The organism is Kitasatospora sp. NPDC059088, from assembly GCF_042738155.1.
In the GTDB taxonomy this organism is placed as follows: Bacteria; Actinomycetota; Actinomycetes; order Streptomycetales; family Streptomycetaceae; genus Kitasatospora.
This window is the reverse complement of sequence record NZ_JBHYGR010000001.1, coordinates 58,183-76,149: the sequence shown is the minus strand read 5'-3', so window position 1 is coordinate 76,149 and position 17,967 is coordinate 58,183. Positions and strand designations below refer to the sequence as shown.

Sequence of the window (17,967 nt, the reverse complement as noted above, 5' to 3'; positions counted from 1 at the left end):
GACGGCCCGTCGGAACGGCCCGTCTGGTCCAAGTGCGGTGGAACGGTTGGGCGGCGTGCTTGGCATCTGCGTCCTCCTCGCTCGATCCGGTGGCCCCGGTTCCGCCCGGAGCCCCGTGGACGGCGGCTTCCTGGTGGCGGGCACAAGGGCCGGACCGCCGCAGGGAAGCCGAGATGTGAGCCTAGAAGAACCGTTCGGTTTCCTGCGAGGTGGCCCTGCTCCCAGCGTGCCGGTACGGGCCCCGGTGCCGGGCACCCGTCGGCGGAAGCGGCGGGCGCTCGGCGGGCGGGCCCGGATCGACGCGCGGGCACGGTCGCCGGATCGCGCCCATCTCCACCATGGACCCGCCGCCCGGGTTCGGCAGCGCAAACCGCCAAGGCACGGCATTTCCACGCCGGATGGGTGACAGCGGCTCAGCGGGCGGTACCAACCGGAGGCACGCGACGGCTCAGGGAAGCCCGCGGCGACACCTGGACCGAAGCCCGGGGAACATCCGTGTGAACACCGTCCGACGCTGCGCCCCGCCCTGCCCTCGCGAGCGCCCGCGGTCAGGCGCCGTCCCCGACGAGCCCCGCATCGCGTGCGAGCAGCGCCGCCTGGACCCGGTTGGCCACGCCGAGCGCGGTCAGGATCCGACTGACGTGCGCCTTGACGGTGCTCTCCCGCATTCCCAGGACGCCCGCGATCTCGGCGTTGGACAGCCCGTCGGCGAGCTCCCGCAGCACGTCGGTCTCGCGCGGGGTGAGCCCGGCGATCCGGCCCCGGGCGGCGACGGAGCGCGGCGCGCCGACCCGGTGGTACCGGTCGATCAGCCGTCGCGCGGCGGCGGGGTGCAGCATCCCCTGGCCGGCGGCGACCACGTGGACGGCGCGGGCGATCTCGGCGGGCGGGGTGTCCTTGAGTAGGAAGCCGTCCGCCCCGGCGGCGAGCGCCTGGTACACGTACTCGTCCAGGTCGAAGGTGGTGAGCGCGATGACCCGCGGGGCGTCTGGGAGTTGGCGCAGCCGCCGGGTCGCGGCGATCCCGTCGAGGCGGGGCATCCGGATGTCCATCAGCGCGACGTCGATCCGGCGGCCGCGGGCGAGCTCGACGGCCTGCAGCCCGTCGGCGGCCTCGGCGACCACGGTCAGGGCCGGGTCCTGGGCGAGGAGGTCGACCAGGCCGAGGCGCACCAGTGCGTCGTCGTCGACCACCATCGTGCGGATCATGCGGTGTCCTTCGGCTGCGGGGGCTTCTTCCGGGACGGCGACCTCGGCGACGGCGGCTCCGGTGACGGGGGCCTCGACGGCGTGACCTCCGGCGGCGCCACGGCGTGGGGTGGCGGCACGGCGTGGGATGGCGGCACGGCGTGGGATGGCGGCACGGACTGCGCCGGCCGGTCCGGCGCGGGCAGCCGGGCGGAGAGCCGGAAGCCGCCGGCACCGTCCGGCCCGGCGTCCAGGTGGCCGCCCAGCGCGCCGACCCGTTCGCCGAGGCCCACCAGCCCGTACCCGCCACCCGAGACCGGCCCATTCGGCGTCGTCCCTCCGGGGCCGTTGCGGACCTCGACGGTGGTCGCCGGTGCCCCGTAGCCGACCCGGACGGTGACGGGCGCGGCGTGGGCGTGCTTGCGGGCGTTGGTCAGCGCCTCCTGGACCACCCGGTGCACGGCGAGCCGATGGGTGGTGGGCACGGCCTCCGGGTCTCCCGCCAGGGCGAGTTCGACCTGCTGCCCGGCCTGGTTCGCCTCGTCGATCAGGTCGGTGAGGTCGCGCAGCGCAGGTGCCGGGACAGGCGGCAGGACGGGAGGCGGGCCGGACAACGGGACGGACAACGGGACGGACGACCGGCCGGACAACGGGACGGACAGCGCCCCGGTCGACGACCCGAACGGCGCGGACCACTCCCCGGACGGTACGGGCACGTCGGCCTCGGCGGCGGCCCGCTCCGGCGGTTCGGCGCGCAGGGCGCCCAGGACGTCGCGCAGGTCGTCGAGCGAGCGGGCGGCGGTGGTGCGCAGGAGTTCGAGACGGTGGGTGAGCCGGTCCGGGTCGGCGGCGACGGTCCCGGCCCGGGCCTGGTCGCGCAGCACTCCGGCGTGCAGCACCAGCAGGCTCAGCCGGTGGGCCAGCACGTCGTGCATCTCCCGGGCGATCCGGGCGCGTTCGGCGGAGCGGGCCTGCTCGGCGCGCAACTCCCGCTCCCGCCGCAGGGTTTCGACCTGGGCGTGCAGCGTCCGGATCAGCATCCGGCGGCCGTGCAGCCACAGCCCGAAGGACAAGGTGGCCGCCTGGAGGAGGAGTTGGGAACCGGTCGTGCCGGCCCAGCCGACCAGCGAGTCCGCAGTGATCGCGCTGCCCACGGCGATCACCGCGCCGCCGGCCGCCGCCGGACCGACCCGGCCGAGGGAGGCCAGGTAGTAGACGCTGATCAAGCCCGGGAAGGCCCGGTTGAGCAGCCCGCCGGTGAGCACCGGCAGGACGGCCGAGGCGACGGGGTGACGGCGGGCGAGCAGCAGCGAGAGCGCGGCGAGCACGGCCACCGCCACCCGGGGCAGGCGCAGCGGGCCGTCGAGGTGCAGCCACTGGAAGACGCCCTCCTCGACGGCGAGCCCGAGGATCCCGAGCAGCAACAGGCTGTCGGCCCAGGGCCGGTGGTCCGGGCCGTACCAGCCGAGCAGGCCTGTGCGCATGGAGCTCCTCCCCGCCCGGTCCCGTCCACCCGCTCGAATGCTACGGGCGGACGGCGGCGCGGCACCCCCTCCTCCCGGACGTCGGCACCCTCGACTTTCGTCGGGGGTCGGCGCCGCTCACCGGCCGATCCGCGGCGTTCCCGCGCTCCCTAGCGTCGTCGACATGACGACCGAACAGCTCCACCCGAGCCCCGACTCCCCTCCGCAGCAGCACAGTTCAGCCGACACGCACGACCGGCAGGGCGTGCACGACCAGCACAGCGCGCACGAAACGCACGACACGCACAGCACGCAAGCCGGGCAGGCCGCGCCCAGCACCCACGGCTCTCCGTACGGCGGGGACCGCCTGCTGTTCCTCGCCGAGGCCCTGCGCACCTTCCACGACACCGGCGCCCTGGCGCCGAGCGGACCGGCGCTGGTGAACGCCCTGGTGGTGCCGGCCACCAGCCGCCCGAACCGGCCGATCTCGGTACTGGAGGTCGGCGCCGGCACGGGCGTGGTGACCCGCCGGCTGGCCCAGGTGCTGCGCCCCGGCGACCGGCTGCACGTGGTCGAGGCGAACCCGCGGTTCGCCGACCGGCTGCGGGAGGACCCGGTCCTGGCCGCGCGCCGGCCGGGGGTGGGGCTGCGACTGTCGACCTGCCGGGTGGAGGAGCTGCCGGAGGCGGCCGCGCCGACGGGGGCCGCGGCCGAGCGGTACGACGTGATCGTGTCCGGGCTGCCGTTCACCAACTTCGAGCCGGCCCTGGTCCGGCGCATCCTCGACCTCTACCTGCGTCTGCTGGCCCCGGGCGGCGAGCTGACCTACTTCGGGTACCTCGGCACCACGACGGCCCGCACCCTCACCTCGGGCCCCCGTCGGGGCGCCCGCCACCGGGCGGTGGTGCGGCTGCTGCGGCGGTTCGAGGCGACGTACGGACTGGGCGAGCGCACGGTGTGGCGCAATCTGCCGCCCGCCCGGGCCCACCTGCTGCGCTCCCCGGGGCCGTACTCCTGACTCCTGGCGACGTGACTCCTCGCGGCGTGACTCTTCGCGGCGCGACTCTTCGCGGCGCGACTCCTAGCGGGCATCTCGCCGCGAACAAATGACAAAAGACAGCGAACAGATTTTGAAATCTGTTCGCTGTCGTGCCATAGTGAGATCCGGGTCACACTGCCCCCGCCCTCCGGCACCGCACCCGCCCCTGGAGCTCCCATGGCCTCGACCACCCGCCCCGCCCAGCGCCCCCTCGGCACCTCCGGCCCCGTCACCTCCGCCCTCGGCCTCGGCTGCATGGGCATGTCCGACCTCTACGGCCCGGCCGACGAGGCCGAGAGCATCGCCACCATCCACGCCGCCCTGGACGCCGGGATCACCCTCCTCGACACCGGCGACTTCTACGGCATGGGCCACAACGAGCTGCTGATCCACGAGGCCCTGCGCGGCCGCGACCGCGACAGCGTCCAGATCAGCGTGAAGTTCGGAGCCCAGCGCGGCCCCGACGGCCAGTGGCTCGGCTACGACACCAGCCCGGCCGCCACCAAGACCGCGCTGACGTACACCCTGCGCCGGCTGCGCACCGACCACATCGACGTCTACCGCCCCGCCCGGCTCGACCCCAAGGTCCCGATCGAGGAGACCGTCGGCGCCATCGCGGACCTGGTGAAGGACGGCTACGTCCGCCACATCGGCCTGTCCGAGGTCGGCGCCGACACCCTGCGCCGCGCCGCCGCCGTCCACCCGATCAGCGACCTGCAGATCGAGTACTCGCTGCTCAGCCGCTCCATCGAGGCGGCCGTCCTGCCCACCGCCCGCGAACTCGGCATCGGCATCACCGCGTACGGCGTGCTCTCCCGCGGCCTGCTCAGCGGCCACTGGAACCCGGACCGCTCGCTCGCCGGCACCGACTTCCGCACCGCCAGCCCCCGCTTCCAGGGCGACAACCTGACCCACAACCTCGCCCTGGTCGAGGCGCTGCGCGCGGTCGCCGACGCCAAGGGCGCCGGCGTCGCCCAGATCGCCATCGCCTGGGTGGCCTCGCGCGGCGAGGACGTCGTCACGCTGGTCGGCGCCCGCCGTCGCGACCGGCTGACCGAGGCGCTCGGCTCGCTGGACGTCACGCTCACCCCCGCCGACCTGGCCGCCATCGAGGCCGCCGTCCCCGCCGGGGCCGCGGCCGGCGACCGGTACGCTGCCGCGCAGATGGCGCGCCTGGACAGCGAGCGCTGACCGAGCCCGCGCTGACCGGCGAGAACCCTCCGCACCACCCGACCGCACGACCCTAAGGACGGCCCCGTGACCACGGACACCGCACTCACCGCCGAGCAGATCCTGATCGCGGCGGAGGAAGCCCTCCGGCGGTTCGGCCCGGCCAAGGCCACCGTCGTGGACGTCGCCCGGGAACTCGGCGTCAGCCACAGCAGCGTCTACCGCCACTTCCCCAGCAAGGCGGCGCTGCGGGAGGCGGTCACCCAGCGCTGGCTGAACCAGGCGCACTACGACCTGGAGATGGTCGCGAACGACGCCGGCGGCGCCGTCGAGCGCCTCCAGCGCTGGCTGACCACGCTGTTCGGGGCCAAGCGGAAGAAGGCACTGGACGACCCGGAGCTGTTCGCCACCTACCTGGTGCTGGCCGAGGAGAACAGCACGGTCGTCGACGCGCACGTCGAGACCCTGGTCAAGCAGATCGCCCAGATCGTCCACGACGGCATGGACGCCAAGGAGTTCCAGCTCGCCCACGTCCCCTCCACCGCTCGCGCGGTCTTCGACGCCACGGCCCCCTTCCACAACCCGGTCTTCGCCCACACCTGGTCCGAGCCCACCGCGGACGAGCGCTTCGCGGCGGTCTGGAAGCTCGTGCTCAGCGGCTTGAAGGGCAGGCCCGCCGAGCTGGTCCCCGAGCCGACGGAGTTCTGAGCGGGGCCCGTCCTCGTGCGGAGCGCGCCCCGAGCGGGGCCCGTCCCGTGCGAGGGCGGTGAGGCGTCGGCGGCCGGAGCGAAATCCGGTCGTCGGCGCCTCACCCTTTCAGGCAGACTGTCGCACCCAGTTGATCTCACTCGGAGGATGACATGCGTGCGGCCGGTCCCGTCCTGGACAGCCTGCGGGGGCTCGCGCTCGGCGACGCCTTCGGTGACCGGTGGTTCTCCGTCCCGGTGGACGAGGCACCCGCCGCCCTGGCGGCCCACCTGGTCCGCCCGGCGCCCTGGCACTGGACCGACGACACGGCGATGGCCCTCGTCCTGGTCCGCCACCTCGCCGCCCACGGCGAGGTCCGGCAGGACGCGCTGGCCGCCGGGTTCGCGGCCGAGTACGCCCGCGAGTACCAGCGCAAGTACGGCCCGTCGATGCACCGGGTGCTGCGCGGGATCGGCGCCGGCGGGAACTGGCGCGCCATCACCTCGGGCCAGTTCGAGGGCCAGGGCTCGTACGGGAACGGCGCCGCGATGCGGGTCGCCCCGCTGGGCGCCGGGTTCGCCGAGGACCTCGACGAGGTCGCCCGGCAGGCCGAACTCCAGGCGCTCACCACCCACTCCCACCCCGAGGCGGTCACCGGGGCGGTGGCGGTGGCACTCGCCGCGGCGCTCGCCGTCCGCAGCCGGGGCCACCGGGCGCCTGGTCGGACCGAGCTCCTCACCGAGGTCGCCGACCGGCTGCCGGAGAGCGACGTCCGCTCCGGCCTGCGGATCGCCGCCCGGCTGCCGGAGCACACCAGCGTCCGGCACGCCGCCAACGTGCTGGGCTCGGGGCTGATGATCTCCGCCCCGGACACCGTCCCCTTCGCCCTCTGGTCCGCCGCCGGGCACCTGGACTCACTGCCCGACGCGATCTGGCACACCCTGGAGGGCTGGGGCGACATGGACACCACCTGCGCCATCGCCGCCGGCGTGGTGGCCGCCCGCACCGGGCTCTCGGACGTACCGGCCGACTGGCTCGCGGCCTGCGAGGAGCTGCCGGAGTGGGCCGCCGACCGGTAGCCGGAACGCCGGAGGCACCGGGCAGTCAGCTCCGGGCGGTCAACGGCGGGCGGTCAGCGCCAGGCAGTCACCGCCGGGCGGTCAGCGCCGGGCGAGGAAGCGGAGCACCCGGTAGCCGATGAGCAGGACCATCGCCCCGCCGATCGCCGACACCCAGGTCGTGACGTCGAGGAGGCCCACCCTCACCGTCCCGTGCATCCAGTGCAGGACGATCCAGGTGCCGATGTAGGAGCCGGTGATCCCGATCAAGGTGCTGCCGATCAGACCGCGCTCCCCCCTCGACATCGCCATCCTGGCCAGCGTCCCCGACACCAGGCCGAGCACGATCCACTCCATCCAGCTCATCCGCCGCCCCTTGCGTCATCGGTGTGACGAGACCCCGCCGCGCTCGTCCGTCAGCGGCGCGAGTTGCCGAACAGCAGCCGGTAGGCGATCAGCAGCACCAACGCGCCGCCGATCGCCGACACCCAGGTCGGCCCGTCGAAGAAGCGCGCCGTGATCGACCGGTGCAGGAAGTGCGACGCGATCCAGCCGCCGACGAAGGAGCCGGCGATCCCGATCAGGGTGGTCACGATCAGACCGCCCGGGTCCCTCCCGGGCAGCAGCAGCTTGGCCAGGGCCCCGGCCACCAGGCCCAGCACGATCCACGCGACGACGCTCATCCGAACCCGTCCCTCCCGTCCGTGGCGCGACGGCCCCGTCCCGCGCGCTCTGCCACGGAGGACGCCGACACCCACCGAGGCGGTTCCGGCCGACCCCGGCCGACGGCGGGATCCGGCCACCCGGAGCCGACCGGTCCGCGCGTGGCGTCCTTCCGGCCGGTCGTACCCGCCGAAATACTGCGGCCATGCGCATCCTGATCGCCACCGCCGGCTCCCGGGGCGACGTCGCACCCTTCACCGGGCTCGGCGTCCGCCTGCAGGCGGCCGGACATCAGGTGGCCGTCGCCACCCACGCCACCTTCGCCGACTCGGTACGGGCCGCTGGACTGGAGTTCCGTCCGCTGCCCGTCGACCCGCGGGCCGAACTCGCCTCCACCGAGGGCCGGCGACTGCTGCGGGCCGGCAGCGGGCCCGGCGTCGTCCTGCAACTCCTGCGCCTGGGGCGGAGGTTCATGCCCGCCCTCGGCGACGGCATCGCGGACGCGACGGCGCTCGGTGCCGACCTGCTGCTCACCACCAGCACCACCAGTGCGCTCGGCCAGGTCGCGGCCGAGGCGGCCGGCATCCCCACCATCGGGCTGTACCTCCAACCGCTCTCCCCCACCCGCGAGTTCGCCCCGGCCGTGACCGGCGCACGCTCGCTCGGACGGCCCGGCAACCTGCTCGCCGGCCACGCCGTCCAGGCGGCCACCGACCAACTGTTCGTGCCGGCCGTCCGCGGACTGCGCCGCCGGCTCGGGCTGCCGCCACTGGGCATCGCCCGGGCCCGACGCGACCACCCCGTCCTGCACGGCTTCTCGCCGCGCGTCGTCCCCCGGCCGACGGACTGGCACCCCCGACTGGACGTGGCCGGGTACTGGTGGCCCGCCGGACCCGCGGGCTGGCAGCCCCCGCAGCGGCTGCTCGACTTCCTGGCCGCCGGACCGCCCCCGGTCTTCGTCGGCTTCGGCAGCCTGGTCGTGCCCGATCCCGAACGACTCACCGCGACCGTCCTCGCCGCCGGCCGCGCCGCCCGGGTGCGCCTCCTCCTGCAGTCCGGCTGGAGCGGCCTGGCCGCCGAGGACTCGGAGACCGTACTGACCATCGGCGACACCCCGCACGACTGGCTGTTCCCGCGCACCGCGGCCGTCGTCCACCACGCGGGCGCGGGCACCACGGCGGCCACCCTCCGCTCCGGCACCCCCACCGTCCCGGTGCCCGCCCAGCTGGACGCCCCCTTCTGGTCCGCGCGGCTCACCGCGCTCGGCGTCTCCCCCGGCCCGGTACCCCTGCGCGCCCTGACCCCCGCCCACCTGGCCGCCTCCATCCGCCAGGCCCTGGACGACCCCCACTACCGCACCCGCGCTCGCTCCGTCGCAGCCGCCCTCGCCACCGAGGACGGCGCCGCCAAGGTCCTGGCCGCGGTGGAGGCGACGGGTGACGGGTGACAAATGACAGATGACGGATAACAGATGACAGCGAACAGATTTCGAAATCTGTTCGCTGTCATCTGTTATCCGTTATCCGTTCGCTGACATCTGTCACCCGCCAGTTGTCACCCGCCCGCCGCTCCCCGTTCCTCCTGCCCCCGACCCGTTCCGCCCCGCCCCTCTCCTCGCCCCGCGCTCAGCACCAGGTAGACCACCGCCGACGACGCGAGCCCCACCGCCCACCCGTAGTCCGCCAGCGGCTGGAGGAACGGGACCAACCCGTCCACCGGGAACGGCCCCTGCTTCACCCCGTGCGCGTCCACCGTCGAGTACGACCCCCCGACCGCCAGCAGACCGCCGACCAGCAGCGCGGTGACCGCCCGCCAGTTCCATCCGCCCGCGTACCAGTAGGCGCCGAACGGCCGGTAGAGCTCGGCGAGTTGCAGCCGGGTGCGGCGCAGCAGCCAGTAGTCGGCGATCAGCACCCCGGCGACCGTCCCGAGCAGGCCGCCGACCACGCCCAGCCAGACGTAGATGTAGACGTGCGGGTCGGCGGTCAGCCTCCACGGGAAGATGGCGATCCCGACCACCCCGGTGATCAGCGCCCCGGTACGGAAGTTGACGAACCGGGGCACCAGGTTGGCCAGGTCGTACGCCGGGGAGACGACATTGGCCGCGATGTTCACCGACAGCGTCGCGATCAGGACCGTCAGCAGCGCGAACAGGAGCGCCACCGGGCTCTCCATCTTCGCGGCGAGCTTGATCGGGTCCCACACCGGTTCGCCGTACACCGCCGCGGAGCCCGAGGTGACCAGCACCGACAGCAGCGCGAAGAGCGTCATCGTCGTCGGCAGACCGAGGGCCTGGCCGCGGATCTGTGCCCGCTGACTGCCGCCGAAGCGGGTGAAGTCGGGGATGTTGAGCGCCAGCGTGGACCAGAAGCCGATCATCCCCATCAGCGAGGGGAAGAAGACCTTCCAGAACCCGCTGCCCCAGCCCAGTTTCGACGGCTGGTCGAGCAACGGGCCGAGCCCGCCCGCCTTGACGCCGATCCAGACCAGCAGGGCGAGCGCGCCGACGATGACGAACGGCGCCGCCCAGTTCTCGAAGCGCCGTAGCGCCTCCATCCCCCGGGCGATGATGACCATCTCGATCAGCCAGAACAGCAGGAAGGAGGCCCACTGCGTCCACGGGTAGCCGCCGAACTCGGTTGCGGTCCGCCAGGATTCGCCGAGAAGCCGGCCCGCCAGCAGGAAGATCCCCTCACCCCCGATCCAGGTCTGGATGCCGAACCAGGCGCAGGCGACCGTCGCCCGGATGAGCGCGGGCAGATTGGCGCCACGCAGCCCGAACGAGGCCCGCGCGAACACCGGGAAGGGGATGCCGTACTTCGTCCCGGCGTGTCCGGTGAGGAGCATCGGCGCGAGCACGATCAGGTTGGCGAGCGCGATGGTCAGCACCGCCTGCTTCCAGTCCATCCCGAGCGCGACCAGACCCGAAGCCAGCGTCCAGGAGGGGATGTTGTGGGCCATGCCGACCCAGAGCGCGAGGAAGTTGTAGGTGGTCCAGGTACGCCGCCGCACCGGGACCGGCCGGAGGTCGTCACTGGTGAAGCCGTTGGGAGGCAACACCCCTTCGGCCGGGTCGAGTTCGACCCGGCCGTCGGGATGCTGCCGCTGTCCGCCGCCGCCGGTCACGGTGTCGGCCATGGGCAACTCCCTTCTGCCACGGGCAGGATCAAGGAATCACGGGCTTAGGGGCCACAGACCCAGGGGGCCACGAACTCACGAGGCCGGCGGTTCAGAGGTGTGGGATGACGTCCGCCCCGTAGGCGTCGATGGTGGCCTCGACCGCGTCATGCATGGCGTAGACGGCGAACTGGTCGACGCCGAGCGAGCGGAGTTCGGCGAGTCGGGCGCGCTGGGCCTCGACCGGTCCGATCAGGCAGAAGCGGTCGACGATCGCGTCCGGGACGAAGGCCGTGTCGGGGTTCCCGGCCCGTCCGTGGTGGCTGTAGTCGTAGCCCTGGCGGTCCTTGATGTACTCGGTGAGGGCGTCGGGTACCAGGTCGGAGTGTTCGCCGTAGTGGCTGACCAGATCGGCGACGTGGTTGCCGACCATCCCGCCGAACCACCGGCACTGCTCCCGGGCGTGGGCGAGCGCGGCGGGCGAGTCGTCGGCGGTGACGTACGCGGGCGCGGCGACGCAGATGGTGACATCGGCCGGGTCCCGTCCCGCCTCGACGGCGGCCGCCCGGACGGCCTTGACCATGTACTCGGTGAGGTAGGGGTCGGCCAACTGGAGGATGAAGCCGTCTGCCTGACGTCCGGTCAGAGCGAGTGCCTTGGGCCCGTACGCGCCCATCCAGATCGGCAGCGAGGCGCCGGGGCCGACCCACGGCAGGTGCATCTCGGTGCCGTCCACCTCGGCGGTGCGTCCCTCGGCCAACTCCTTGACGGCGTGCATGGCTTGGGAGAGCCGGTCGAGGGTGGCGGGGCGTCGGCCTGCGACCCGCATGGCGGAGTCGCCGCGGCCGATGCCGCACACCGTCCGGTTGCCGTACATGTCGTTGAGGGTGGCGAACAGGGAGGCGGTGACCTCCCAGGTGCGGGTGGAGGGGTTGGTGACCATCGGGCCGACGGTGAGGCGCTCGGTCTCGGCCAGGATGCGGCTGTAGATGACGAAGGGCTCCTGCCACAGCACGCAGGAGTCGAAGGTCCAGCCGTGGCTGAACCCGGCCTGTTCGGCGCGGATCATCCGGTCGATGAGCAGGCGGGCCGGCGGGTCGGTCTGGAGGACGAGGCCGATGTCCATGGGGTGCTCCGGGAGAGGGATGGGAGGGCGGCCCGGGGCCGGCGCACTCGGCGTGGCCCCGGGCGACGAAGGCGAGACGAAGGCGAAGCGATGCAAAGCGAAGGGAAGGAAAGGAAAGGGACGAGAACCGAAAGGAAGGCGAAGGGGATCAGGTCAGGTACTGGCAGGTGTCCCGGCGCAGGAAGGCGCCGTGTCCGGCCCGGCCGAGCCAGCGGCCGTCGTCCAGCACGACGGTGCCGCGCGAGAGCACCGTCCGGGCCCGGCCGGTGAGTCGGCGGCCCTCGTAGGCCGAGTAGTCCACGTTCATGTGGTGGGTGGCGGCGGAGACGGTCTGCACCGCGGTGGGGTCGTAGACGACGAGGTCGGCGTCGGCGCCGGGCGCGACGGTGCCCTTGCGCGGGTGCAGCCCGAACATCCGGGCCGGGGTGGTGCAGGCGATCTCGATCCAGCGGCGCCGGCTGATCCGTCCGTCCACGACGGCCTGGTGCAGCAGGTCCATCCGGTTCTCCACGCCCGGGAGGCCGTTGGGGATCTTCGAGAAGTCGCCGCGGCCGAGTTCCTTCTGCCCGACGTAGCAGAACGGGCAGTGGTCGGTGGAGACCACCTGGAGGTCGTTGGTGCGCAGCCCGCGCCAGAGCGCCTCCTGGTGCTCGCGCGGCCGGAGCGGCGTGCTGCACACGTACTTGGCGCCCTCGAAGCCGTCGGCGCCCTCCTCGGCGAGATTGTCGGTGGAGAGGAAGAGGTACTGGGGGCAGGTCTCGCCGAAGACGGGGAGCCCGGCGTCGCGGGCCCGGGCGAGTTCGTCGAGCGCCGAGGCGGCGGAGACGTGCACCACGTAGAGCGGACTGCCGGCCACCTGGGCGAGCTTGATCGCCCGGTGGGTGGCCTCGGCCTCCAGGAGTTCGCGCCGGACCTCGCCGTGGTAGCGGGGGGCGGTCCGCCCGGCGGCGAGGGCCTGTTCGACCAGGACGTCGATGGCGATGCCGTTCTCGGCGTGCATCATGATCAGCCCGCCGTTGGCCGCGCCGCGCTGCATGGCGCGCAGGATGCGGCCGTCGTCGCTGTAGAAGACGCCGGGGTAGGCCATGAAGAGCTTGAAGGAGGTGGACTCGCCGGAGTCGACCAGCGTGTCCATCTCCTTGAGGACGGCGTCGTTGACGTCCGAGACGATGGTGTGGAAGGCGTAGTCGATCGCGCAGTTGCCCTCGGCCTTGGCGTGCCAGGCGTCCAGGCCCTCGCGCAGCGCCCCGCCGACGGGCTGGACGGCGAAGTCGACGATGGTGGTGGTGCCGCCCCAGGCGGCGGCGCGGGTGCCGGTCTCGAAGGTGTCGGAGGCGGCGGTGCCGCCGAACGGCAGCTCCATGTGGGTGTGGGCGTCGACGCCGCCCGGGATGACGTAGTGGCCGGTGGCGTCGATGACGGTGTCGGCGGTCCAGGCCTCGGCGGCGGCGCTGCCGGTGGCGGCCAGGGCGGCGACGCGCTCGCCCTCGATCAGGACGTCGGCGTGGAGTTCGTCGGTGGCGGTGATGACGAGGCCGCCGCGGACGACGGTGCGCTGCTGCGGGTCACGGGTGGTCATCGCGCTGCTCCTCAGGCCTCGGCGAGGGGTCCGTAGGCGTCGGGCCGGCGGTCGCGGTAGAACGCCCACTGCTGGCGGACCTGTTCGATCAGGCCGAGGTCGAGGTCGCGGACGACCAGTTCCTCCTCCTTGTCGGAGGCGGCCTCGCCGACGAACTGGCCGCGCGGGTCGACGAAGTAGGAGGTGCCGTAGAAGTCGTTGTCGCCGTACTCCTCGGTGCCGACCCGGTTGATGGCGGCGACGAAGTACTCGTTGGCGACGGCGGCGGCGGGCTGTTCGAGCTGCCAGAGGTAGGCGGACAGGCCGCGGCTGGTGGCGGAGGGGTTGTAGACGATCTGCGCGCCGGCCAGGCCCAGGGCGCGCCAGCCCTCGGGGAAGTGCCGGTCGTAGCAGATGTAGACGCCGACCTTGCCGACGGCGGTGTCGAAGACGGGCCAGCCGAGGTTGCCGGGCTTGAAGTAGTACTTCTCCCAGAAGCCCTTGACCTGCGGGATGTGGTGCTTGCGGTACTTGCCGAGGTAGCTGCCGTCCGCGTCGATCACCGCGGCGGTGTTGTAGTAGACGCCGGTCTGCTCCTCCTCGTAGACCGGTACGACGATCACCATGCCCAGTTCGCGGGCGAGGTCCTGCATCCGGCGCACGGTCGGCCCGTCGGGGACGGCCTCGGCCCAGCGGTAGTGCTCGGGTTCCTGGACCTGACAGAAGTACGGGGCGTTGAACACCTCCTGGAAGCCGATGATCTTCGCGCCCTGGGCGGCGGCCTCGCGGGCGTACCGCTCGTGGAGCGCGATCATGCTCTCCTGGTCGCCGGTCCAGCGGGTCTGGACGAGCGCGGCACGGACGATCTGCGACATGGGTACCTCCGCAACTCCGCGTCCCGGCCGTGCGGTCGGGCCCGCGGTCTGAGGGTTGACGGGGCGGGTCTCGCCCGCGGCTCCGCTCGGGGGCCGCGGGGGTCTACGGGAAGGGTCTACGTGCGTAGAAGGCGCGATCTGTAGACGGTAGGCCGGGCTTCGGTCGCCTGACAATACGTCGGCGGTAACGCCTGCGGGGCGATCTTGTTACGCGGACACGCGGGTGGCCATGGGTGGGATGAAATGCTCATCTACCCCATTGGTGGCCTCCTTACTCATTCGAGTGAAAGCGGGCGCCGGGGGTGCGGAATCGGCCACGACAGGGTAAAACGCGCCTTGACGGTGCGACAGATCGTCATCTGGCGCGCCTACGGGGCGACTTCGGTGATCATGAGCTGATCATCCGGCGATCGGTTGCGGGGCCGGATGCGGGATCGGCCACGGGGATCGACGGTCGGCCGGGGGCCGAACGGGGGGGTGGTACTGATGACAGCGACGGACGAGCGCGCGGAGCGCACGTCGGGTACGTCGGGCACGGCGGGCATGCCGGCGGGGCGGCCGCCAGCGCTGCCGGCCTGGGCCGGCCTGCTGCTCGCCCTCGGGGCCCTGCTGCCGCTCGCCGCCGGCCTCCTCCTCGCCCCCGGGCAGGTACCGAGGGCCGGGCTGACGGCCCTGCGCCTGGCCGGCTCCCGGGCGGCGGCCGAGGCGGTGGTCGGCGGGAGCTCCGGAGCGTACCGGGCCGCCCTGGGCGACGAGCCCTGGCTGATCGCCGGCTACGGGCTGACGCTGACGGCCGCGGCCCTGCTGGGCGGGTACGTGCTCGGGCGGCGCCGCCGGCTCGGGCCGGCCCTGATGGTCGGGGCCGCCGGGCTGCTCGCCGCCGGCTGCGACCTCGCCGCCGACGTCCTGCTGCGCCTGGGGCTCGACCACGCCGACTCCGACACCCCCTTCGCGGTGGCGGCGGCGCTCACCACCGTCAGCCGGCTGCTGCTCCTGCCCGCCGGGGTGGCGGCCGCGGCCCTGCTCGCGGTGACGGCCGCCAGGGCCGCCCGCGGGTTGCGCGCCACGGCGGTGAAGCCGGGTGACGACGCCGACCCGGACCGCCCGGCGCTGATACCGCCCTGGCCCGTCCTCACCCGGCACGGCCGCCCGCTGCACGGGCCCCGGCACGGGCTCCGGCACGCGTCCCGATCCGAACCACCGCACGAACCACCCCACGAACCGCCGCGCGACTCCCGGCGGCAGCAGGCGGCGACGCCACCCGACGCTCCCGGCGCCCACGCCCACTGGCGGGACGCCGGCCGGGTGCCGCCCGGCCGCGAGCCCGCCGAGCTGGGCTTCTGCGCCTCGGGCGGCGGCATCCGCTCGGCCTGCGTCACGCTCGGCGCGCTCCAGGCCCTACGCCCGGGGCTGAAACGGGCCCGCTACCTGGTCTCCGTCTCCGGCGGCGGGTACACCGTGGGCGCGCTGCAGCTCGCGCTCAGCGACTCCGCCCCCGGCAGCCCGGTCCGCGCCGTCTCGGGCCTGACGGCCGACACGGTGCTTGAACCCGGCTCCCCGGAGGAGGACCACCTCCGCCGCCACAGCAAGTACATCGCCGACGGCACCGGCGAGTGGCTGGTCGCCCTCGGCACGCTGCTGCGCGGCGTGCTCTCGGCGCTCACCCTGCTGCTGGCCGCCGTGCTGGTGCTCGGCCTCGGCCTCAGCCGCTTCTACCACGCCGTCCCGGTCACCGACCTGGACGCGCTGGCCGCCGCCGGCCTGCGCCACCCGGGCGCCGTGCCGGGCGGGTTGGAGTTCCGCGCCCCCGCCCTGGCCGCCCTCGGCGTGGTACTGGGCGCGGCGGCCTGCTGCTGGCTGCTCTGGCTGCTGGCCTTCCCACCGCTCGGCTGGCACGCGCTGCTGCCGCGCGCGCTGCGCCGGCTCAACTACGCCGCGCTCGCGCTGGCCGGGCTGCTGGCCCTCGGGGTGCTGGCGGTGCCGGGCCTGGCCTGGGGCGCGGTCCGGCTCCAGCAGGCGCTGGCGGCCGGCCCGCGACTGACCGGCGCGGGGCTCAGCCTGACCGTGGTGCTCAGCTACCTCGCCCTGCTGCTCGGCATACTCTGGCGCGACCGCCGGGCGATCGGCAGCGGCGTGCGCGCGGCCGCCGGGGCGCTGCGCGGCGCCGGCCGGATCGGCGGCGGGCTGACCGCCAACCTCCCGCAGTACCTGGTGGTCTGGGCCGCCCTCGGCACTCTGACGGCCGGTGCGCTGCTGGCCCTCGGCTGGGCGATCGCCACCGGGTACGCCTGGCCGACGGCCGTCCAGGTGCTGCTGCCGCTGGTGCTCGGCGCCGTCGGGCTGAACCTCGACCAGACCTGGATGAGCCTGCACCCGTTCTACCGGCTGCGCCTGGCCTCGGCCTTCGCCGTCCGCCGGGTCACCGAGGGCGGCCGCTCGCTCGCCCGCCGGTACGACTTCTACCGGGAGCAGACCTGGCTGAGCCACTACGGCGCCCGGCACCCCGACTTCCCCCAGGTGATCTTCTCGGCGGCAGCCAACCTGTCGGGCAACTCCCGTACCCCGCCCGGCCGTCGGGCGGTCTCCTTCTCGCTCTCGTACGACTACGTGGGCGGCCCGGACGTCGGCTACGCGCGCACCGACCTGCTGGAGCGGCGGACTCGTCGGCACATCGCCCGCGACCTCACCGTGCAGTCCGCGATGGCCGTCTCCGGCGCCGCCTTCTCCTCCGCGATGGGCCGCCAGTCCCGGGTCTACCAGGGCCTGTTCGCGGTCACCAACGCCCGGCTCGGGACGTGGCTGCCCAACCCGGCGGAGCTCGGCCCGGCCTGGTCCGGCACGCCCGACTGGCGCCGCGCCGGGGAGCCCGCCGTACGCCGACTGCCCTACCAGCTCCGCGAACTGACCGGCCGGTTCCCGGCGGACGACCGCTTCCTGCTCACCACCGACGGCGGGCACTACGAGAACCTCGGGCTGGTCGAACTGCTACGGCACCGGGTCCGGACGGCGGTGAGCATCGACGCCAGCGGGGACTCCGGCTACGCCGCCAACCTGGCCGCCGCCATCACCCTGGCCCGCGAGGAGCTCGGCGTCGTCATCACCCTGCACCGACCGGAGCTGCTGATCCCGGGCAGCGCCACCACCGGCCGCACCCCCGACGGGGGCCACGGCAGCGACCACGACGGGGCCGGTGCCGACGGGACCGACGCCGACGGCGGCACGCCCCTGCGCGGGCTGGCGGCCCAGCTCTCCGAACGGCTCTCGGCCCGGGGCGTGATCACCGGGGACGTCCGCTACCCGGCCATCGACGGCGAGCCCGACTCCGAACGGCACGGCACGCTGATCGTCCTCCAGGCGGTGCTGACCGCCGACATGCCGTACGAGCTGCAGTCCTACGCGGTGACCCACCCGGCCTTCCCGAACGACGGCACCAGCGACCAGTGGTTCGACCACCAGCAGTTCGACGCCTACCAGACGCTCGGCCGCTACCTGGGCGAGCAGGCCGGCCCGGTGATCGAACAGGCGCTGTCCGCCGCTGCGGCGGCCACCGCGCCACCCGCACCCGTGCCCGCGCAGCCGCGGGGCGAAGAGCCCACAGCACCCGAGCGGCCCGCCGAGGACCGGACCGGGAGCTGAGCAGGGAGCTGAGCAGGGAGCTGAGCAGGGAGCTGAGCAGGGAGCCAGGCAGGGAGCCGGGCAGCAGGCTGCGCAGCGCGCTGAGCCGGCTCCCCGGCCGGGGCGTCGGGCCGCCCGTTCACGGGGCGCAACAGGCCGCAACGAACGGGCGCCCCGGCTTGACTTCGTGCGACCGGCTCGGAAAAGATCCGGGGCATGGACTCCGGCACCACTCTGGTTTGCCGCCTGCACGTCGATCTGCGACGCCAGGCGAGTTCCATCTGTGCCTGTTGACCCTGTTCCACTTCGCCGGTTCCGCCCTGTGACCACTGCCAGGACCCGCACCGCGCACCCGTACCCGCAGTCCTGAAACCCGCCCGCCCGGCGGCACCGCCCGTGCCGTGCCCGG

The 17,967-nt window shown here is 73.8% G+C and carries 15 protein-coding genes; 7 read left to right on the top strand and 8 right to left on the bottom strand.

The features are described 5' to 3' along the window. Positions 1-548: 548 nt before the first annotated feature. Together ACFWXO_RS00345 and ACFWXO_RS00340 are read right to left on the bottom strand one after the other, a co-directional pair. A complete protein-coding gene (locus ACFWXO_RS00345; protein WP_375890631.1) occupies positions 549-1,208 on the bottom strand; it encodes a response regulator in 660 nt (219 codons plus the stop codon). Then, positions 1,205-2,671: a sensor histidine kinase gene (locus ACFWXO_RS00340; protein ID WP_380520947.1), complete on the bottom strand. Its 1,467-nt coding sequence runs from the start codon at positions 2,669-2,671 to the stop codon at positions 1,205-1,207. Before ACFWXO_RS00340 ends, ACFWXO_RS00345 begins: the two co-directional genes overlap by 4 nt. A 163-nt stretch (positions 2,672-2,834) precedes the next feature. On the opposite strand from ACFWXO_RS00340, the gene ACFWXO_RS00335 reads away from it, so the two are divergent. The 4 genes from ACFWXO_RS00335 to ACFWXO_RS00320 all read left to right on the top strand — a co-directional run bounded on the left by ACFWXO_RS00335 (position 2,835) and on the right by ACFWXO_RS00320 (position 6,625). Beyond that, a complete protein-coding gene (locus ACFWXO_RS00335; protein ID WP_380520945.1) occupies positions 2,835-3,668 on the top strand; it encodes a class I SAM-dependent methyltransferase in 834 nt (277 codons plus the stop codon). A 198-nt stretch (positions 3,669-3,866) separates the two neighbouring features. Next, positions 3,867-4,880 carry an aldo/keto reductase gene (locus tag ACFWXO_RS00330; RefSeq protein ID WP_380520943.1) on the top strand — a complete coding sequence of 338 codons (1,014 nt, stop codon included), beginning with the start codon at positions 3,867-3,869 and terminating at the stop codon, positions 4,878-4,880. Between the two features lie 66 nt (positions 4,881-4,946). Further along, positions 4,947-5,567, top strand: coding sequence for a TetR family transcriptional regulator (locus ACFWXO_RS00325; protein ID WP_380395915.1), 621 nt, complete (start codon positions 4,947-4,949; stop codon positions 5,565-5,567). Between the two features lie 152 nt (positions 5,568-5,719). Further along, positions 5,720-6,625, top strand: coding sequence for an ADP-ribosylglycohydrolase family protein (locus ACFWXO_RS00320; protein ID WP_380520941.1), 906 nt, complete (start codon positions 5,720-5,722; stop codon positions 6,623-6,625). 81 nt (positions 6,626-6,706) lie between these two features. On the opposite strand, the gene ACFWXO_RS00315 is transcribed toward ACFWXO_RS00320, so the two are convergent. Both ACFWXO_RS00315 and ACFWXO_RS00310 read right to left on the bottom strand, forming a co-directional pair. Then, positions 6,707-6,970, bottom strand: coding sequence for a GlsB/YeaQ/YmgE family stress response membrane protein (locus tag ACFWXO_RS00315; RefSeq protein ID WP_375890643.1), 264 nt, complete (start codon positions 6,968-6,970; stop codon positions 6,707-6,709). Positions 6,971-7,020: 50 nt separating this feature from the next. Then, positions 7,021-7,287, bottom strand: coding sequence for a GlsB/YeaQ/YmgE family stress response membrane protein (locus tag ACFWXO_RS00310; RefSeq protein ID WP_375890644.1), 267 nt, complete (start codon positions 7,285-7,287; stop codon positions 7,021-7,023). Between the two features lie 185 nt (positions 7,288-7,472). Here ACFWXO_RS00310 and ACFWXO_RS00305 point away from each other — a divergent pair, with 185 nt between their 5' ends. After that, positions 7,473-8,714: a glycosyltransferase gene (locus ACFWXO_RS00305; protein ID WP_380520938.1), complete on the top strand. Its 1,242-nt coding sequence runs from the start codon at positions 7,473-7,475 to the stop codon at positions 8,712-8,714. A 107-nt stretch (positions 8,715-8,821) separates the two neighbouring features. Here the strand turns inward: ACFWXO_RS00305 and ACFWXO_RS00300 are convergent, their stop codons facing one another. The 4 genes from ACFWXO_RS00300 to ACFWXO_RS00285 form a co-directional block, all read right to left on the bottom strand. Next, on the bottom strand, positions 8,822-10,405 hold the full coding sequence (locus ACFWXO_RS00300) for an NCS1 family nucleobase:cation symporter-1 (protein ID WP_380520936.1): 1,584 nt from the start codon (positions 10,403-10,405) through the stop codon (positions 8,822-8,824). Positions 10,406-10,496: 91 nt separating this feature from the next. After that, positions 10,497-11,510 (bottom strand): TIGR03842 family LLM class F420-dependent oxidoreductase, encoded by a 1,014-nt coding sequence (locus ACFWXO_RS00295; protein WP_380520935.1) that lies wholly within the window; start codon positions 11,508-11,510, stop codon positions 10,497-10,499. A gap of 148 nt (positions 11,511-11,658) precedes the next feature. Further along, complete coding sequence (gene hydA, locus ACFWXO_RS00290; RefSeq protein WP_380520934.1) at positions 11,659-13,089, bottom strand: dihydropyrimidinase; 1,431 nt, start codon at positions 13,087-13,089, stop codon at positions 11,659-11,661. An 11-nt stretch (positions 13,090-13,100) separates the two neighbouring features. Next, the gene (locus ACFWXO_RS00285) at positions 13,101-13,943 is read right to left on the bottom strand and encodes a nitrilase-related carbon-nitrogen hydrolase (RefSeq protein WP_375890653.1); all 843 of its coding nucleotides are present in this window, start codon (positions 13,941-13,943) and stop codon (positions 13,101-13,103) included. A 486-nt stretch (positions 13,944-14,429) separates the two neighbouring features. Between ACFWXO_RS00285 and ACFWXO_RS00280 the strand changes: the two genes are divergently transcribed. After that, positions 14,430-17,579 carry a hypothetical protein gene (locus ACFWXO_RS00280; protein WP_380520931.1) on the top strand — a complete coding sequence of 1,050 codons (3,150 nt, stop codon included), beginning with the start codon at positions 14,430-14,432 and terminating at the stop codon, positions 17,577-17,579. A 195-nt stretch (positions 17,580-17,774) separates the two neighbouring features. After that, entirely contained in the window at positions 17,775-17,852 is a 78-nt protein-coding gene (locus ACFWXO_RS00275) for a putative leader peptide (protein ID WP_101948289.1), read from the top strand. Positions 17,853-17,967: the final 115 nt, after the last annotated feature.